The 17,309-nt window shown below is 60.5% G+C and carries 16 protein-coding genes and 1 pseudogene; 9 read left to right on the forward strand and 8 right to left on the reverse strand.

Features of this window, described 5'->3' with window-relative positions:
• Positions 1-5: 5 nt before the first annotated feature.
• The 6 genes from KGB06_RS11925 to KGB06_RS11950 all read right to left on the reverse strand — a co-directional run bounded on the left by KGB06_RS11925 (position 6) and on the right by KGB06_RS11950 (position 7,890).
• Complete coding sequence (locus KGB06_RS11925) at positions 6-776, reverse strand: electron transfer flavoprotein subunit beta (protein ID WP_149416464.1); 771 nt, start codon at positions 774-776, stop codon at positions 6-8.
• A gap of 15 nt (positions 777-791) precedes the next feature.
• Positions 792-2,012, reverse strand: a complete 1,221-nt coding sequence (locus KGB06_RS11930; protein ID WP_223515830.1) for an electron transfer flavoprotein subunit alpha/FixB family protein — start codon at positions 2,010-2,012, stop codon at positions 792-794.
• Positions 2,012-3,961, reverse strand: a complete 1,950-nt coding sequence (dgcB, locus tag KGB06_RS11935) for a dimethylglycine demethylation protein DgcB (RefSeq protein ID WP_223515833.1) — start codon at positions 3,959-3,961, stop codon at positions 2,012-2,014. The genes KGB06_RS11930 and dgcB overlap by 1 nt, the downstream gene beginning before the upstream one ends.
• Before the next feature lie 175 nt (positions 3,962-4,136).
• Positions 4,137-6,197: a dimethylglycine demethylation protein DgcA gene (gene dgcA / locus KGB06_RS11940; protein ID WP_046052432.1), complete on the reverse strand. Its 2,061-nt coding sequence runs from the start codon at positions 6,195-6,197 to the stop codon at positions 4,137-4,139.
• Positions 6,198-6,212: 15 nt separating this feature from the next.
• On the reverse strand, positions 6,213-6,743 hold the full coding sequence (locus KGB06_RS11945; RefSeq protein WP_007947752.1) for a DUF5943 domain-containing protein: 531 nt from the start codon (positions 6,741-6,743) through the stop codon (positions 6,213-6,215).
• 169 nt (positions 6,744-6,912) lie between these two features.
• Positions 6,913-7,890, reverse strand: coding sequence for a dipeptidase (locus KGB06_RS11950; protein WP_223515836.1), 978 nt, complete (start codon positions 7,888-7,890; stop codon positions 6,913-6,915).
• A 234-nt stretch (positions 7,891-8,124) separates the two neighbouring features.
• Between KGB06_RS11950 and KGB06_RS11955 the strand changes: the two genes are divergently transcribed.
• The 3 genes and pseudogenes from KGB06_RS11955 (at position 8,125) to KGB06_RS11965 (ending at position 9,216) form a co-directional block, all read left to right on the forward strand.
• On the forward strand, positions 8,125-8,526 hold the full coding sequence (locus tag KGB06_RS11955) for a lysozyme inhibitor LprI family protein (protein ID WP_223515839.1): 402 nt from the start codon (positions 8,125-8,127) through the stop codon (positions 8,524-8,526).
• 7 nt (positions 8,527-8,533) lie between these two features.
• A pseudogene (locus KGB06_RS11960) lies at positions 8,534-8,767 on the forward strand (helix-turn-helix domain-containing protein); the annotation flags it as partial.
• A gap of 32 nt (positions 8,768-8,799) precedes the next feature.
• Positions 8,800-9,216: a DUF3010 family protein gene (locus KGB06_RS11965; RefSeq protein ID WP_223515841.1), complete on the forward strand. Its 417-nt coding sequence runs from the start codon at positions 8,800-8,802 to the stop codon at positions 9,214-9,216.
• Positions 9,217-9,354: 138 nt separating this feature from the next.
• Here the strand turns inward: KGB06_RS11965 and KGB06_RS11970 are convergent, their stop codons facing one another.
• On the reverse strand, positions 9,355-10,314 hold the full coding sequence (locus KGB06_RS11970) for a GlxA family transcriptional regulator (protein WP_223515844.1): 960 nt from the start codon (positions 10,312-10,314) through the stop codon (positions 9,355-9,357).
• 224 nt (positions 10,315-10,538) lie between these two features.
• On the opposite strand from KGB06_RS11970, the gene choX reads away from it, so the two are divergent.
• The 6 genes from choX to KGB06_RS12000 all read left to right on the forward strand — a co-directional run bounded on the left by choX (position 10,539) and on the right by KGB06_RS12000 (position 15,963).
• Positions 10,539-11,483 carry a choline ABC transporter substrate-binding protein gene (gene choX / locus KGB06_RS11975; protein WP_223515847.1) on the forward strand — a complete coding sequence of 315 codons (945 nt, stop codon included), beginning with the start codon at positions 10,539-10,541 and terminating at the stop codon, positions 11,481-11,483.
• A gap of 101 nt (positions 11,484-11,584) precedes the next feature.
• Positions 11,585-12,472 carry a 3-keto-5-aminohexanoate cleavage protein gene (locus KGB06_RS11980; protein WP_223515850.1) on the forward strand — a complete coding sequence of 296 codons (888 nt, stop codon included), beginning with the start codon at positions 11,585-11,587 and terminating at the stop codon, positions 12,470-12,472.
• 137 nt (positions 12,473-12,609) lie between these two features.
• Positions 12,610-13,575, forward strand: coding sequence for an L-carnitine dehydrogenase (locus tag KGB06_RS11985; RefSeq protein WP_223515853.1), 966 nt, complete (start codon positions 12,610-12,612; stop codon positions 13,573-13,575).
• Positions 13,576-13,656: 81 nt separating this feature from the next.
• On the forward strand, positions 13,657-14,136 hold the full coding sequence (locus KGB06_RS11990; RefSeq protein WP_223515856.1) for a thioesterase family protein: 480 nt from the start codon (positions 13,657-13,659) through the stop codon (positions 14,134-14,136).
• An 11-nt stretch (positions 14,137-14,147) separates the two neighbouring features.
• Positions 14,148-15,311, forward strand: a complete 1,164-nt coding sequence (locus tag KGB06_RS11995) for a gamma-butyrobetaine dioxygenase (RefSeq protein ID WP_223515859.1) — start codon at positions 14,148-14,150, stop codon at positions 15,309-15,311.
• 388 nt (positions 15,312-15,699) lie between these two features.
• Positions 15,700-15,963, forward strand: coding sequence for a hypothetical protein (locus tag KGB06_RS12000; protein WP_223515862.1), 264 nt, complete (start codon positions 15,700-15,702; stop codon positions 15,961-15,963).
• Positions 15,964-16,062: 99 nt separating this feature from the next.
• Here the strand turns inward: KGB06_RS12000 and KGB06_RS12005 are convergent, their stop codons facing one another.
• Positions 16,063-17,166: a GlxA family transcriptional regulator gene (locus KGB06_RS12005; RefSeq protein WP_150780568.1), complete on the reverse strand. Its 1,104-nt coding sequence runs from the start codon at positions 17,164-17,166 to the stop codon at positions 16,063-16,065.
• Positions 17,167-17,309 lie beyond the last annotated feature (143 nt).

Below are 17,309 nucleotides of genomic sequence, written 5' to 3' on the forward strand. Positions count from 1 at the left end.
GACCGCTAGCGGACCACACCTTCTTCAATCAGCAATTTGAGAATGGCTTCAGCCCCCGCTTGCGCCGTCACGCCTTTAAGCACCTGCCCGCCGCCGCCACTGGCCTTGGCCGTGGCTGCTTTCATCCGGTCCGCGCCGCTCTTGGCCTTGATCACCTTGAGGCGTTTTGGCCGGGGTTTGGCCGGTTGCAACGTGGCGACCGCCAGCAGTTCATCGTCGATCACTTCGACTTCATCGGCTTGCAGCACGCCACGTCGAGCCGGACCGTAGGCGCTCTGCCGAGGCTTCGGCGCAGCGTTATCCACAGTGGCGAGAAACGGCAGGCGCACTTTCAATCGACGGCGCTGGCCACGGGGCAAAGCCTGAAGCACCAACGCAGAACTGCCATCGATGGACTCCACTTGAGCCAAACCGACCACCAATGGCCAGCCGAGGCTTTCCGCCAACAAAAACGGCAACATGCCCGAGCCTTCACCGGTTTCGGCCTGACTGCCGGTCAGCACGACTTGTGCCCCCGCATCGCGCAAATAGGCGGTCAACGCTGGCAGTGCATCGGCACCTGAAGGCTGCTCAAGCACATGCAATTGTTCCAGCCCCATGCCCAGGTAGGCGCGCAGTGCAGGTTCAGCGACATCGCCGGCATGCAGCACTTGCAGGTTATCCCCAGCCAGTTGCAAGCCCAGCTCCACCGCCCGCGCATCCTGCTCCGCGCGACGTGGCCGGCCGGAGGTCGGATGGGCGCCGATGGACACCAGGCTGATGATTTTCGTGCTCATAACCCTTTCCTTCCCTTAAGCCGCATCGCGCTTGGCGTCGTTGCGGTAAGCCTCTACCGCGTCGATCAAGGCTTGAAGAATCTCGGCGCTCTCGCCGATCACCGACAGGTCGGCCCGTTTGATCATGTCGCAGCCAGGATCGAGGTTGATTGCCACCACCTTGTCGCAGGCACCGATGCCTTGCAGGTGCTGGATCGCCCCGGAAATCCCCACGGCCACGTAAACCCGCGCGGTCACCCAGGTGCCGGATGCGCCAACCTGACGGTCACGGGCCATAAAGCCATCGTCCACCGCCACACGGGACGCGCCTTCGGTGGCGCCCAACGCTTCGGCGGTCCTGTGGAAAAGTCCCCAGTCCTTGACCCCGTTGCCGCCAGAGAAGATGAACTCGGCTTCGGCCATCGGAATCGCCGCCGGATCCACCGCCACCGCACCCAAGTCCTCGATACGCGACAAACTGCGCGCCACGGCTGTGGATAACTCCACTGGCAAGGCTTCGTGACGGGTTTCGCTGACTGGTTCGGCGCATTCGGCAGCCGCCAGAATCAACCGGGCAACCGGACGCGCGAGGTCTTGCAGACCGGCACCAGCGCGGCCGATACATTCCTGATCCTTGACCTGCCAGACCCGCGTGGCCGGGCGTTCACCCAGTGCGGCGGCAAAGCGCCGGCCGAGCTCACCACCGCCGCTGCGACTGTCCGGCAGTAACCAGTGACGCGGGCTGAACTGGTTATCCACAGCCCGCAGACCCTGGACACGTTGTTCCGGTGCATAACCGCTGAATTCGTCGCCCTCCAATACCAGCAAGCGGTCAACGCCTGCGGTGGCAAAGGCATTCTCTTTGTGCTCGCCAAAGACCACAGCCAATACCGCGCCGTCCTTGCCGGCCAATTGATGAGCCAGGCCCAACAAATCGCGGTCGTGGCTGCTCAAACGGCCACCGACCATGTCCGGCACGACACTGATGTAAAACGCAGGTGCAGGCACCTGATGCAGCGGCAATTGCACTTCAACAGCGGCAGTGCGTTTAGTCGCCCCGCCCTGCTGAGCGCCGCTGCGGTCAATGCGCTTGATGCCGTTGGGGCCGATAAAACCGATGCCATGCAGATTCTTGCGGATGACGCCGTTCGGCCCCATCCAGCTGTGTTGCGCCGGTTGCATGGCCGCGTGCAGCGGGTGCAGGCGGTTGCGGGCAATCCATTCGGCGCGGGGGTCGCGGCGGATAATATCGCTCATCAGTGGGCCTCCGCGGGTTCACGTTGGGCCGGTGCAGCCGGTTTGCTCGGTGCGGCATCTTCGAGCAATGCATCGGCGACCAGTTCGGCGATGTCCTTGATCAGCGGACGCGGTTCGACCACGCCTTCAAGCATCGCGGTGCATTGCGGACAACCCACGGCCACCAGTTCGGCGCCGGTTTCGCGGATGTCTTCCATGCGCATGTCAGGGATCCGTTGCTTGCCCGGAATGTCGGTGATCGGCGCACCGCCACCACCGCCGCAGCAGCGCGAGCGGAATCCGGAGCGTTGCATCTCTTTCACTTCAATCCCAAGGGCGCGCAGCACTTCGCGCGGCGCCTCGTATTCACCGTTGTAGCGACCGAGGTAGCACGGGTCGTGATAGGTCACGCTGCTGCCTTTGTGTTGACCGAGGTTCAGGGCGCCAGCGTCGATGATTTCCGCCATGTAGGTGCTGTGGTGCTGCACGAGGTAGTTGCCGTCGAAGGCGCCGTACTCGTTTTTCAGCACGTGGAAGCTGTGCGGGTCGCAGGTGACGATGCGGTTGAAGCTGTACTTGGCCAGGGTCTGGATATTGCGCTTGGCCAACAGCTGGAACGTTGCTTCGTCGCCCAGGCGTCGGGCCACGTCACCGCTGTCGCGCTCTTCCAGACCGAGTACCGCGAAGTCGACCTTGGCCGCTTTCAGCACTTTGACGAAGGCACGCAGGGTGCGCTGGTTGCGCATGTCGAAAGCACCGTCGCCGACCCAGAACAGCACGTCGACGGATTTCTTCTCGCTCATCAGCGTGAGGTTCAGGTCCGCCGCCCAGTTCATCCGCCCGCCCGGTGCAAAGCCGCCAGGGTTGTCGGTGGCAATCAGGTTTTCGAGGACTTCGGCGCCTTTGTTTGGCGTGGCACCTTTTTCCAGGGTCAGATGGCGGCGCATGTCGACGATGGCGTCGACGTGCTCGATCATCATCGGGCATTCCTCGACGCAGGCGCGGCAAGTGGTGCAGGACCACAGGGTTTCAGCGTCCACCAGACCGTTGACGATCGGTTGATGCGGGTTGCCTGCGTGTTCACCGATGGCTTTGCCTGGATACGGGCTACCGGCGAACTTGGCATCGGTGCCACCAGCCAGACCGACCACCATGTCCTGAATCAGTTTTTTCGGGTTCAGCGGCTGGCCGGCGGCGTAGGCCGGGCACGCGGCTTCGCATTTACCGCACTGCACACAGGCGTCGAAGCCGAGCAGTTGGTTCCAGGTGAAATCCTTGGGTTTTTCCACGCCCAGCGGCGCGGTCGGGTCGTTGAGGTCCAGCGGCTTCAAACCGGTGGAACGGCCGCCATTAAAACGCTCGGCGCGACGGTGCCAGGCCAGGTGCAGCGCACCGGCGAAGGCGTGCTTCATCGGCCCGCCCCAGGTCATGCCGAAGAACAGTTCCGAAACGCCCCACAACACGCCGACGCCAAGGATCGCAGCTACCAGCCAACCACCGAAGTTTTCCGGAAGGATGCCGGCGACCGGCAGGGTCAACAGGAAGAACGATGCCGAGAACGCCAACAGGCTTTTCGGCAGGCGCATCCACGGGCCTTTGGACAAACGGGCCGGAGGGTTGCGCCGACGCAGGTAGACGAAGATCGCACCGACGAACATCACTGCCGTCATCAACAGCAATGCATAACCAAGGATGCGGTTATGCAGGCCGAAACCGTGAACCAGAATCGCCAGCACGATGGACGCCACCGCACCACCGGCCGTGGCGACGTGGGTGTTGGCGATATATTTGTCCCGCGCGACGACATGGTGCAAATCGACCATGTAGCGCTTGGGCATGGCGAACAGGCCGCCGATCAGGTCGACTTTCGAAGCCCGGCCCCGGCGCCACATAGCCACCCGCCGCAATGCGCCGAGGACAGCAAGGCCCAGGGCAGCGAACAACAGGATTGGAAGAAGGGTGTTCAACATGGTGGAGCTCCCAAAGACCGCAGGGTCTTGCAGGCCAAACTACCTGGATGCCTTGCCCGAATCCCTGTAGGAGCAGAGCTTGCTCGCGATGGCGGTATTTCTACCGCCAAAGATGCATCGGAAGTTCCAACGCTATCGCGGGCAAGCCTTGCTCCTACAGGTTATCCACAAGCTCTTAGAAATCCTTGCACAACCGCAGGGCGTCATAGATCGCCGCGTGGGTGTTGCGCTGCGCCACGCAGTCGCCGATGCGGAACAGCAAGTAGCCGTCGCCCGCCTGGCTCAGTGAAGGTTGCGGCTTGATCGCGAACAGGGCTTCGATGTCCATCTGGCCTTTGTTGCGCGAGCCTTCCTTCAGGGCGTAGTAGATTTCTTCGTCCGGACGCACGCCGTTTTCGACGACGACCTGGTCCACCACCCGCTCCTCTTTGGCGCCGGTGTATTCGTTTTCCAGCACCGCCACCAGCTTGTCGCCTTCGCGGTAGACCTTCTCCAGCATCATGTCCCCGGTCATGATCACTTCTTTCGGGTACATGCTGCGGTAGTACGTCGGGAACGACGTGCCGCCAATCGCCACGCCCGGCTTGATGTCGTCAGTGACGATCTCGACCTGGCTGCCTTTGTCGGCGAGGAAGTCGGCGGTCGACATCCCGGTGAACTCGCAAATGGTGTCGTAGACCAGCACGTTCTTGCCCGGCGCAACCTTGCCGTCGAGGATGTCCCAGCTGCTGACTACCAGGCCTTCAGCCGCGCCCCAGTGTTCGTTCTGCTCCAGGAACGGATGACCGCCAACGGCGAGCACCACCACATCCGGACGCAGATCGAGAATAGTCGCTGCATCGGCCGCCACGCCCAGGCGCAGGTCGACTTTCAAACGCGCCAGTTCCAGCTGGAACCAACGGGTGATACCGGCAATCTGGTCCCGTTGCGGGGCTTTCGAGGCCGTCGTGATCTGGCCGCCGATGAATTCTTTCTTCTCGAACAGGGTCACGTCGTGGCCACGTTCGGCCGACACACGCGCCGCTTCCATCCCGGCAGGACCGGCACCGACCACCACAACCTTGCGCTTCACACCGGTCGATTTCTCGATGATGTGCGGCACGCCCATGTACTCACGGGAGGTCGCGGCGTTCTGGATGCACAGCACGTCCAGGCCTTGATACTGACGGTCGATGCAATAGTTGGCGCCGACGCATTGTTTGATCTGGTCGACCTGGCCCATTTTGATCTTGGCGATCAGGTGCGGGTCGGCGATGTGGGCGCGGGTCATGCCGACCATGTCCACATAGCCGCCTTCCAGAATACGGGTCGCCTGGTTCGGGTCCTTGATGTTCTGCGCATGCAGTACCGGGGCCTTGACCACTTCCTTGATACCGGCCGCCAAGTGCAAAAACGGCTCCGGTGGATAACTCATGTTCGGAATCACGTTGGCCAGGGTGTTGTGGGTGTCGCAACCCGAACCCACCACGCCGATGAAGTCGATCATGCCGGTGTCGTCGTAATACTTGGCGATCTGCTTCATGTCCTCGTGGGACAAGCCGTCCGGGTGGAATTCATCACCGCACAGACGGATGCCGACGCAGAAATCGGGGCCGACTTCCGCCCGCACAGCCTTGATCACTTCCAGGCCGAAACGCATGCGGTTCTCGAAGCTACCGCCCCATTCGTCGGTACGTTTGTTGACCCGTGGGCTCCAGAACTGGTCGATCATGTGCTGGTGCACCGCCGACAGTTCGACGCCGTCCAGGCCACCGGCCTTGGCGCGAGCTGCTGCGCTGGCGTAGTTGCCTATCACCCGCCAGATTTCTTCCGGCTCGATGGTTTTGCAGGTCGCGCGGTGCACCGGCTCGCGGATGCCCGACGGCGACAGCAGGGTTGGCCAGTGCTCGCCGTCCCAGCGGGAACGACGGCCCATGTGGGTAATCTGGATCATGATCTTGGCGCCATGCTTGTGCATGGCATCGGCCAGGTTCTGGAAGTGCGGAATGATCCGGTCGTCGGCCAGGTTGACCGACTTCCACCAGCCTTGCGGGCTGTCGATGGCCACGCTGGAAGAACCGCCGCAAATCGCCAAGCCGATCCCGCCCTTGGCTTTCTCTTCGTAATACTTGACGTACCGGTCGGTGGTCATGCCGCCATCGGTGGCATACACCTCGGCATGCGCGGTGCTGAGCACGCGGTTACGGATGGTCAGTTTGCCGATCTGGATCGGCTGAAACATTGCTTCGAAAGCCATGGCGGGTTCCTCGACTTACAACGGCTTGACGGTGAACAGGCCGTCGTCGTGGCCTTCTTCGGAGCCACCGTAGACTTGCTCGGCAACTGTACGGATCTTGCTGCCACGGGCTTGCAGAATCTGGTCCATGGCACCGGCAAACCAGCCGGTGAACATGTAGTCGACCTTGCGCCCGACCTTGCCGTACACGTAGACGAACGCCGAGTGTTCGAGCTTGACGCTGGCAGTGCCCTTGTCGAGGTCGATATCCTGGATCTTGAACAGACCCCAGCCACGTTGCGACAGGCGCTTCATGTAGTGCTCGAATACCGCAACGCCTTCCAGGCCGTGGCATTCAGCTTCTTTTTCACACCAGTGCCAGGCGGACTTGTAGCCGGCCTTGTAGAGGATTTCAGCGTAGGCTTCGGCGCCCAGCACTTCCTCGATGCCCATGTGGTTATTTACGAAGAAGTGACGTGGCACGTACAGCATTGGCAGGGCGTCGGAGGTCCAGACACCGGTTTCGCTGTCGACTTCGATTGGCAATTGCGGGGCGATTTTAGCCATGGGTAAAGCTCCAGAATTCAATGTGTTGAGGCGATAGCTAGCCGTAGCAGCTGTCGAGCCTGCGAGGCTGCGTTGGGCTGCGAAGCGGCCCCCGAGGGCGGTCCTTCGGACCGCAACGCAGCCTCGTGCCTCGGCAGCTGCTACAAAGATCGTTGTTTAAAAAGTGGCGTTATTCGCCCCAGACGTCCTTGAGGACGTTCACCCAGTTCTCGCCCATGATCTTGCGCACCACGCGCTCGGAATGGCCGCGCTTGAGCAAGGTTTCGGTCAGGTTCGGGAACTCGCCGACGGTGCGGATGCCCAGCGGGTTGATGATCTTGCCGAAGCTGGTGAGACGGCGGGCGTAGCCTTTGTCGTGGGTCAGGTATTCGAAGAAGTCCTGGCCATGGCCCTGGGTGAAGTCGGTGCCGATACCGATGGCGTCTTCGCCGACGATATTCATCACGTACTCGATGGCTTCGGCGTAATCGTCGATGGTCGAATCGATGCCCTTGGCGAGGAACGGCGCGAACATGGTCACGCCGACGAAACCGCCGTGATCGGCGATGAACTTCAGTTCTTCATCAGACTTGTTGCGCGGGTGAACTTTCAGACCCGATGGCAGGCAGTGGGAGTAGCACACCGGTTTCTTAGATTCGAGGATGACTTCTTCAGAAGTCTTGGAGCCCACATGAGACAGGTCGCACATGACGCCAACGCGGTTCATCTCGGCGACAATTTCACGACCGAAACCCGACAGGCCGCCATCGCGCTCGTAGCAGCCAGTGCCCACCAGGTTCTGGGTGTTGTAGCACATCTGCACAATGCCGACGCCGAGCTGCTTGAACACCTCGACGTAGCCAATCTGGTCTTCGAACGCGTGAGCATTCTGGAAGCCAAAAAGGATGCCGGTCTTGCCTTGCTCTTTGGCCTTGCGGATGTCGGCGGTGGTGCGCACCGGAATCACCAGGTCGCTGTTCTCGCGGATCAACTTCTGGCTCGCAGCAATGTTGTTGACGGTGGCCTGGAAGCCCTCCCACACCGACACGGTGCAGTTGGCCGCGGTCAGACCGCCCTTGCGCATGTCTTCGAACAGCTCACGGTTCCACTTGGCAATAATCAAACCGTCGATAACGATGCTGTCGGCGTGCAATTCGGCTGGGCTCATCAGGCTGTCCCCTATTAGTAATTCATGCGCCGAATCGTGTGCCGGCGCTTTGGGGCCAGCATATGCCTGAGGGAGGGGGCAGCCGGGTGCAAAAACGACAGGGGGTTTGCCGAAAGCGTCAATCTGCGACAAAGGGTCGCCAACGGACGTCATGGGCCACCTGTTCAAGGGCCTGCGCATGGGCCAGAATTCCCGGCATTACTGAATGCACTATTGGATTGGGGCGGCGGCGCAATGAAATCGATCTTCCTGGCTTTGGCACTGATAGCGACTGGCGTACACGCGGCTGAAGAGTCCGAAGACACCCCCTGCGACAAAGTCGAAAACGACATCCAGACCCTGGAATGCTCGGTCTACAGCAGAACCACCGCCGAAAACTTGCTCAAGGACAACTACCAGAGCCTGGCCGAGCGCATGCAAACAGCCTACGGCAAGAACCCGGCACAACTGGCCGACATCACCGCCAAACTCAAGACCGCCCAGCAGCAATGGCTGAAGACCCGGGATGCGGATTGCGCGGTCGAGGCGTTTCCGGCGACCAGCGGTAGCAAGGCGTTCACCATTGCGCAGAATGACTGCGTGGCGCGGATGAGTGATGAGCGGTCGGAGTTTTTGGAGTCGATTGGGCAGGAATAAACTTATAAGAATGGAGAATCATTTGATCCCACACGAAGTTGTCAGCCGCATTGTTGACGGCGCCCTACCCGTCAGGGCTTGGCGCGAACATCTGAACCTTACTCAGGATGAAGTTGCCAAACGCATGGGCATCTCCCAACCGGCCTTCGCCCAACAGGAGACGGTCGCCAAACCCCGCAAGGCAACTCGCGAGAAAATTGCCGCAGCTTTTGGCATCAATGCCGATCAACTTGAGCTGTAAGCTGCACACCATCAGCCAGTTAAGGAATTCAAATGAAAGTCTGCGGCATCGAAATCAAAGGCAGCGAAGCAATCATCGCCGTGGCCTCCCTCGACGACCAAGTGCTGAGCCACGTTGCGCTGGCCACCAAGAAAATCGCCCTCGACGATGACGAGGACGCGGCGAACGTCAAAGTCTTTGCCGCTCAGGTCGCGTCGTTCGTGCGTGAGAACTCCATCGACCGGATCGCGATAAAGAAGCGCAGCAAGAAAGGCGAATTCGCGGGTGGGCCGACCACGTTCAAGATCGAAGGTGTTTTCCAGTTGCTGGAGAATTGCGAGGTGACGCTGCTGTCGCCGCAGACGATTAACGCACAGAACAAGAAGTTTGATTTTGAGCTGCCGGCGACGCTGAACAAGTATCAGCATGAAGCGTTTAAAGCGGCTTGCTCGGCGCTAATGAAGAAGTAGGAGCCACAGCAGATCAACACTGTGGGAGCGAGCCTGCTCGCGATAGCGGTGGATCAGTCGACATCAAGTTGTATGACAGACCGCCATCGCGAGCAGGCTCGCTCCCACAGGGGTCTATGGTGTTGTCGAAATCTGTGTTCAGACCAGCTCCCGCCCATCCCCCAGCCGTCGGCGGTCCTCGCGTGGACACCGCTCAAACTTCGCCCGATAGCTACGCGTGAAATACGACGGCGATTCAAACCCGCACGCAATACTCACCTCCAACACACTCATATCAGTCTGCCGCAACAACTGCCGCGCCTTTTCCAACCGTAAACGCAGGTAGAAATTGCTCGGTGTGTCATTCAGGTGCAGGCGAAACAATCGTTCCAGCTGCCGCCGCGTCACTTTGATCGATTCCGCCAGTTCCAGCGTGCTCAGCGGCGGTTCGCTGTGCTGTTCCATCTCGCCGATAACGTGGACAAGCTTCTTGTTGTTGATGCCATACCGCGTGGCGACTTCCATGCGCTGGTGGTCTTTGCGCGGACGGATACGGCCGAGTACGAATTGTTCGCTGACCTGGATCGCCAGTTCCGGGCCGTGGGCCTGGGCGATGAGGTCGAGCATCAGGTCGATGGAGGCGGTGCCGCCAGCCGAGGTGATGCGTCGGCGGTCGATCTCAAACAGCTCCTGGGTGACGCTGAGCTGTGGATAAGATTCCTTGAACGCGTCGATGGCTTCCCAGTGCAAGGTCAGGCGGTGGCCGTCGAGCAGGCCGGCGTCGGCGAGGATAAAACTGCCGGTGTCGATGCCGCCCAAAGTCACGCCTTCGATGTCCAGCCGGCGCAGCCAGTGCTCCAGCGCCGGGGTGGCAAATTTCAGCGGCTCGAAACCCGCGACGACTAGCAGGATCGCACCTTTCTTCAATGGCTCCAGCGCCGCGTCGGCGTTAACCGACATGCCGTTGCTGGCCAATACCGCCCCACCATCGGCACTCAATACGTGCCAGCGATACAGCTCGCCGCGAAACCGATTGGCGACCCGCAGCGGTTCGATGGCCGAGATAAATCCAATGGCCGAGAAACCCGGCATCAACAAGAAGTAGAAATCCTGGGACATGGAGCGCACTCGCTTAGCAGGTAACAAGAGGCCAGGTAACGAGAGGGCGGGCAGCGTAGGGACGTTGATACGCCACTTGCAAGCGGCATTCAAGAGCACAGGTCGCTGCAGTGCAAGAGCTGGTCGCCGTAGTGCGCTTTCATAGGCCTTGAGCTGCGTAACTTGGCATCACCGGCGCACATAGATGACCGGACCCACAATAACGAACTGCCGAGGAACCTGAGATGAAACGACTGATCAGCAGCTGTGTTCTTGCACTCAGCGGTACCGCTTTGCTGAGCGCCAGTGTCATGGCCGCCGAACCCGCGTCGTGCCAGAACGTACGCATGGGCGTAGTGAACTGGACTGACGTAATCGCTACCAGCGCCATGACCCAGGTCCTGCTCGATGGCCTCGGCTACAACACCAAACAAACCAGCGCCTCCCAGCAAATCATCTTCGCCGGGATCCGCGACCAGCGCCTGGACCTGTTCCTGGGTTACTGGAACCCGCTGATGACCCAGACCATCACTCCGTTCGTCGATGGCAACCAGGTCAAAGTGCTGCAAGCCCCCAGCCTGAAAGACGCCCGCGCCACCCTCGCCGTACCGACCTACCTCGCCGACAAGGGCCTGAAAACCTTCGCCGACATCGCCAAGTTCGAGAAAGAGCTGGGCGGCAAGATTTACGGCATCGAGCCAGGCTCAGGCGCCAATACCCAGATCAAGGCGATGATCGCCAAGAACCAGTTCGGCCTCGGCAAGTTCCAACTGGTCGAGTCCAGCGAAGCCGGCATGCTCGCGGCGGTGGATCGCGCCGTGCGCCGCAATGAGGCCGTGGTGTTCTTTGGCTGGGCGCCGCACCCGATGAACGTCAACGTGAAGATGACCTACCTCACCGGCAGTGACGACGCCCTCGGCCCGAACGAAGGCATGGCCACAGTCTGGACCGTCACCGCACCGAAATACGCCGAGCAGTGCCCGAACATCGGTCGCTTGCTGAGCAACCTGACCTACACCGCCGAAGACGAGAGCCGGATGATGCAGCCGCTGCTGGATCACAAGGACGCCTTCGAATCGGCCAGGCAATGGCTGAAAGATCACCCGAAAGACCAGCAGCGCTGGCTCGAAGGTGTGACCACCTTCGATGGTAAACCCGCGGCTGAAAACCTGAAACTGACCAGTAAATAGACCCGAACCGAACCACCGACTCGCAGCCCGACCGGGCTGCGAACGGGATTATTACGCCTAGCCTTTCTCCTAAAAAGCACTTGCCTGTAAGGAACCGCCCAATGAACCACGACGTCATCATCACCTGCGCACTCACCGGTGCTGGCGACACGACCAGCAAGAGTCCACACGTGCCGGTCACCCCGAAACAAATCGCCGCCGCCGCCGTGGAAGCCGCCAAGGCCGGCGCCACCGTGGTTCACTGCCACGTACGCAACCCCGAAACCGGCAAGTTCAGCCGCGACGTAGCGCTGTACCGTGAAGTGATGGAGCGCATCCGCGAGGCCGATGTCGACATCATCGTCAACCTCACCGCCGGGATGGGCGGCGATCTGGAAATCGGCGCCGGCGAGAACCCGATGGAGTTCGGCCCGAACACTGACCTGGTCGGCCCACTGACCCGTCTGGCCCACGTCGAAGAACTGCTGCCGGAAATCTGCACACTCGATTGCGGCACCCTGAACTTCGGCGATGGCGACACCATTTACGTGTCCACCCCGGCGCAACTTCGAGCGGGCGCGAAGCGAATTCAAGAGCTGGGCGTGAAAGCCGAGCTGGAAATTTTCGACACCGGTCACCTGTGGTTCGCCAAGCAGTTGATCAAGGAAGGCCTGCTCGACGACCCGCTGTTCCAGCTGTGCCTGGGTATCCCGTGGGGCGCGCCGGCCGACACCACCACCATGAAAGCCATGGTCGACAACCTGCCGGCCAACGCGGTGTGGGCAGGCTTTGGTATCGGTCGCATGCAGATGCCGATGGCCGCGCAAGCGGTGCTTCTCGGCGGCAACGTGCGGGTCGGTCTGGAGGACAACATCTGGCTGGACAAAGGTGTGCTGGCGACCAACGGCCAACTGGTCGAGCGTGCCAGCGAAATCCTCAGCCGCCTCGGCGCCCGGGTGCTGACCCCGGCTGAAGGTCGCAAAAAAATGGGCCTGACCAAGCGCGGTTAAACCGTTATCCCCAACCCCTGTAGGAGCCGGCTTGCCGGCGAAGAGGCCGGTACATCCGCCGCATTTTCTGCGGTGCTGAAATCGCCTTCGCCAGGCCGGCTCCTACAGGGGATCACCGAACTCTTTAGGATGTCGCCATGAGCTTTATCACCGAAATCAAAACCTTCGCAGCCCTGGGCAGCGGTGTCATCGGCAGCGGTTGGGTGTCCCGCGCCCTCGCTCACGGCCTCGACGTCGTGGCCTGGGACCCGGCACCCGGTGCCGAAGCTGCCCTGCGCAAACGTGTCGCCAATGCGTGGGGCGCATTGGAGAAACAAGGCTTGGCGCCTGGCGCCTCTCAGGATCGCCTGCGCTTTGTCGCGACGATTGAAGAGTGCGTACGCGATGCGGATTTTATTCAGGAAAGCGCCCCGGAACGCCTGGAGCTGAAACTGGAATTGCACAGCAAAATCAGCGCAGCGGCCAAGCCGAATGCGTTGATCGGTTCCAGCACCTCGGGCCTGTTGCCGAGCGAGTTCTACGAGAGTGCAACGCACCCGGAACGCTGCGTGGTCGGCCACCCGTTCAACCCGGTTTATTTGCTGCCGCTGGTGGAAGTGGTCGGCGGCAAAAACACCGCGCCTGAAGCCGTTCAAGCAGCAATGAAAGTGTATGAATCCTTGGGCATGCGTCCGCTGCATGTGCGCAAGGAAGTACCCGGCTTTATCGCCGACCGCTTGCTCGAAGCGCTGTGGCGCGAGGCGCTGCACCTGGTGAACGACGGTGTGGCGACCACCGGGGAAATCGACGATGCAATCCGCTTCGGCGCAGGCCTGCGCTGGTCGTTCATGGGCACGTTCTTGACGTACACCCTGGCCGGCGGTGATGCCGGGATGCGCCACTTCATGGCGCAGTTCGGGCCGGCCTTGCAGTTGCCGTGGACGTATCTGCCCGCGCCGGAGTTGACCGACAAATTGATTGATGATGTGGTGGATGGCACTACTGACCAGTTGGGCACGCACAGCATTTCGGCGCTGGAGCGCTATCGTGATGATTGCTTGCTGGCAGTGCTGGAGGCGGTGAAGACCACCAAAGAGAAGCATGGAATGGCCTTTGCCGACTAGCGGTGTATCTGTCACACCGCGCTGCCCCCTTCGCCGGCAAGCCGGCTCCTACAGGCTCTCCTTACTACAGGACCTGATCGCATGCCCGCTCTTACGACCTACAGCACCAAAATCATCCCCGACTGGGTCGACTACAACGGCCACCTGCGCGACGCCTTCTATCTGCTGATTTTCAGCTACGCTACCGACGCGCTGATGGATCGCCTCGGCATGGACAGTAACAACCGCGAAGCCAGCGGCCACTCGCTGTTCACCCTCGAATTGCACCTCAATTACCTGCACGAAGTGAAGCTCGACGCCGATGTCGAAGTACATACGCAGATCATTGACCACGACAGCAAACGCCTGCACCTCTATCACAGCCTCCATCTGGTGGGCGATGACAAGGAACTGGCCGGCAACGAGCAAATGTTGCTTCACGTCGACCTCGCCGGGCCACGATCCGCACCGTTCAGCGAACTGTCGCTGAGTAAGCTGCAAGCCATCGTTGCCGAGCAAGCCGACCTGACCACCCCAGACTACATTGGCCGAGTGATCGCTTTACCCCCAAAAAAACAATAAGGAGATCGCCATTGAATACCGCCGCTGCTTTTGCCGACTTCCGTACTTATCCGTTGATCAGCGCGCTGGCTGGCGTGCAAACCTTGGCGGACCGGGTTCTGGTGAAGTGGGCCGATGATCGCGTCAGCCCCTTTCATTACCAATGGTTGCGGGACAACTGCCCGTGCCCGCAATGCGTCTATACGGTGACCCGCGAGCAAGTGCTGGAAATCGTCGATGTCGAGCAAAACCTCATGCCGAGCCAGGCAAACGTCGATACCGGAGGTTGTCTCAGCGTCGAGTGGGAAGATGGCCACCTCAGCCGCTTCGATCCGGGCTGGTTACGCGCCCATGCCTATGACGATGAATCCCGCGCCGAACGCGAGGCCGGCAAACCCAAAGCGCGGCTTTGGTGCAGCGATTTGCAGTTGCCGGTGTTCGATTACCAGGCGCTGATGAATGACAACGACGCCCTACTGCAATGGCTGCTGGCGGTGCGCGATGTCGGCCTGACCCAGGTTCGCGGCGTGCCTACTGAGCCGGGTTCGCTAAAGCTGATCGCCCAGCGGATTTCCTTCATCCGCGAGAGCAATTTCGGCGTGCTGTTCAACGTGCAATCCAAGGCCGATGCCGACAGCAATGCCTACACCGCTTTCAATTTGCCGTTACACAGCGATCTGCCAACCCGGGAGCTTCAACCGGGGCTGCAATTTCTGCATTGCCTGATCAATGACGCCGACGGTGGCGAGAGTATTTTCGTCGACGGTTTTGCCATCGCAGAAGCCTTGCGCAATGAAGATCCCGAGGCGTTCCAAAGCCTTTGCGAAATCCCTGTGGAGTTCCGCAACAAGGACCGTCACAGCGACTACCGCTGCCTGGCGCCGATCATTGCGCTGAATGCTTTGGGACAGGTGTCGGAAATCCGCATGGCGAATTTTCTGCGCGGGCCGTTTGATGCCTCCGTGGAGCAGATGCCCAGGCTGTATCACGCTTACCGACGTTTCATTGCAATGACCCGTGAAGCGCGGTTTCGGGTGATGATGCGGCTCAACCCTGGTGAGCTGTGGTGCTTCGACAATCGCCGCACCCTCCACGCCCGCAATGCGTTCGATCCCGCCAGTGGCGCCCGGCATTTTCAGGGGTGCTATGTGGATCGGGATGAGTTGTTGTCGCGCATCCTTGTATTGCAACGTTAGACCGCGTCATCGTTCTTCGCGAGCAGGCTCGCTCCCACAGTTGACCGAGTTCTCTCAGAGGAATGCGGTTGAGTGTAGGAGTGAGCCTGCTCGCGATGGCGTCAGCCCAGACAACACAACTTTCCCTGATTCACAGACAAAAAAAACCCCGATCAAGCCGTGACAAGATCGGAGCTGAGGAGGGTACTGTCGAGGAGCCGTTGCGCGAGGGTGACCAAACCTTCGTGTTGCCAGCTGAGTCCAGTGTGCCCACTCTCTTGATTCGTAAGATAGCCGAAAACGACCTGCTCATAGGTATTGCAGCCATTGCGACAAATCGCCCTTGCCGCCGCCGCATCCCCCTACGAGAATCGAGCCAAGACACCGTTCCCTGAAGAAGGATTGCGTCATGATGTACGCCGATTTGATCGACCAGGAAGACTTGTTGGGCCAGCTCAAGGCGTTGGGATTTGCAGTGCCCCCGGGCGCCACCGCTGAGCAGGCCTGCGAATGCGCGGTACGGGGCTTGAACAACGAACGGGCAATGGAACTGCGGACCATGGTCAAGCAGATGTACACCAGCAGCGCGACCATCCTGCCGGCGGTGCGTCAGGCCATCGACAAGCAATTGTTGCCGGCATTGGCGGAGTATCAGCAGAGCCCCCGAACCTGATAGAACCCATCGCGAGCAGGCTCGCTCCCACACTGGATCTCCATCACACCGAAGATCCCCTGTAGGAGCCGGGCTTGCCCGCGATGAAGTCGCCTCTGTTTAAAGCCTTACACTGGCGAAAGTCGACTCGTTCCGCGCCTGACTCAAAGCCGACAACGGCCCGGACAACGGCGACAGCACCAGTGCCTGCGGCAGCGGCATCATCGCCACCTGTTGCGTGGTGTTGGAACCTACGCGCTCGTCACGCGGTGGAATGCCGAAGTATTCGCGGTAGCACTTGGAGAAGTGCGGCGTGGAAACAAAGCCACACACCGACGCCACTTCGATGATCGACATCGGCGTTTGCTTGAGCAACTGCCGGGCGCGGATCAGGCGCAGTTTCAGGTAGTAACGCGACGGCGAGCAGTGCAGATACTTCTGGAACAGTCGCTCCAGCTGACGTCGCGACACAGCGACGTACACCGCCAGTTCATCGAGGTCGATCGGCTCTTCGAGGTTGGCTTCCATCAGCGCAACGATTTCCTGCAACTTCGGCTGATTGGTCCCGAGCATGTGCTTGAGCGGCACGCGCTGGTGATCTTGTTCGTTGCGGATACGTTCGTAGACAAACATTTCCGAGATTGCGGCGGACAGTTCACGGCCGTGATCGCGGCTGATCAGGTGCAGCATCATGTCCAGTGGCGCGGTGCCGCCGGAACTGGTGAAACGGTTACGGTCCAGGGTGAACAAGCGCGTGCTCATGACCACACGCGGGAAGGCTTCCTGCATCGAGGCCAGGCATTCCCAGTGCACGCTGCAATCAAAACCGTCCAGCAGGCCGGCGCAGGCCAGGGCCCAGCTGCCGGTGCAGACCGCGCCGAGACGACGTGACTGACGCGCCTGGCTTTGCAGCCATGACACGTGCTCACGAGTGACCGTGCGTTGGATACCGATACCGCCGCAGACAATGATGGTGTCCAGGGCGGGGGCTTTGTGCATGGAACAGTCGGGGGTGATCTGCAGGCCGTCACTGGCCCAGACCTGACCGCCATCGACTGTGATCGTGGTCCAGCGATACAGCTCACGGCCGGACAATTGGTTGGCCATGCGCAGGGGTTCGACTGCGGAGGCCAGAGAAATCAGCGTGAAATTGTCCAACAGCAGAAAGCCGATGGATTGAGGCGCACGGTTCTGGGGTTGGGCCCCGGAGTTGAACGTCGTCATCGCGGTATCTCCTCACACAAAGCGGGTGATGGCCTCAGGCGGAGGCTCTTTTTATTGCCATCGTTCTCGCGTGGGAGACGGGCTTTGTAATGACAGAGCAATTGCCATGCCTAAAATTGAATGCGCGTTCAATAACTCCTGAA

Origin of the sequence: Pseudomonas sp. GL-B-19, from assembly GCF_019956415.1 — a bacterium.
Classification (GTDB): domain Bacteria; phylum Pseudomonadota; class Gammaproteobacteria; order Pseudomonadales; family Pseudomonadaceae; genus Aquipseudomonas.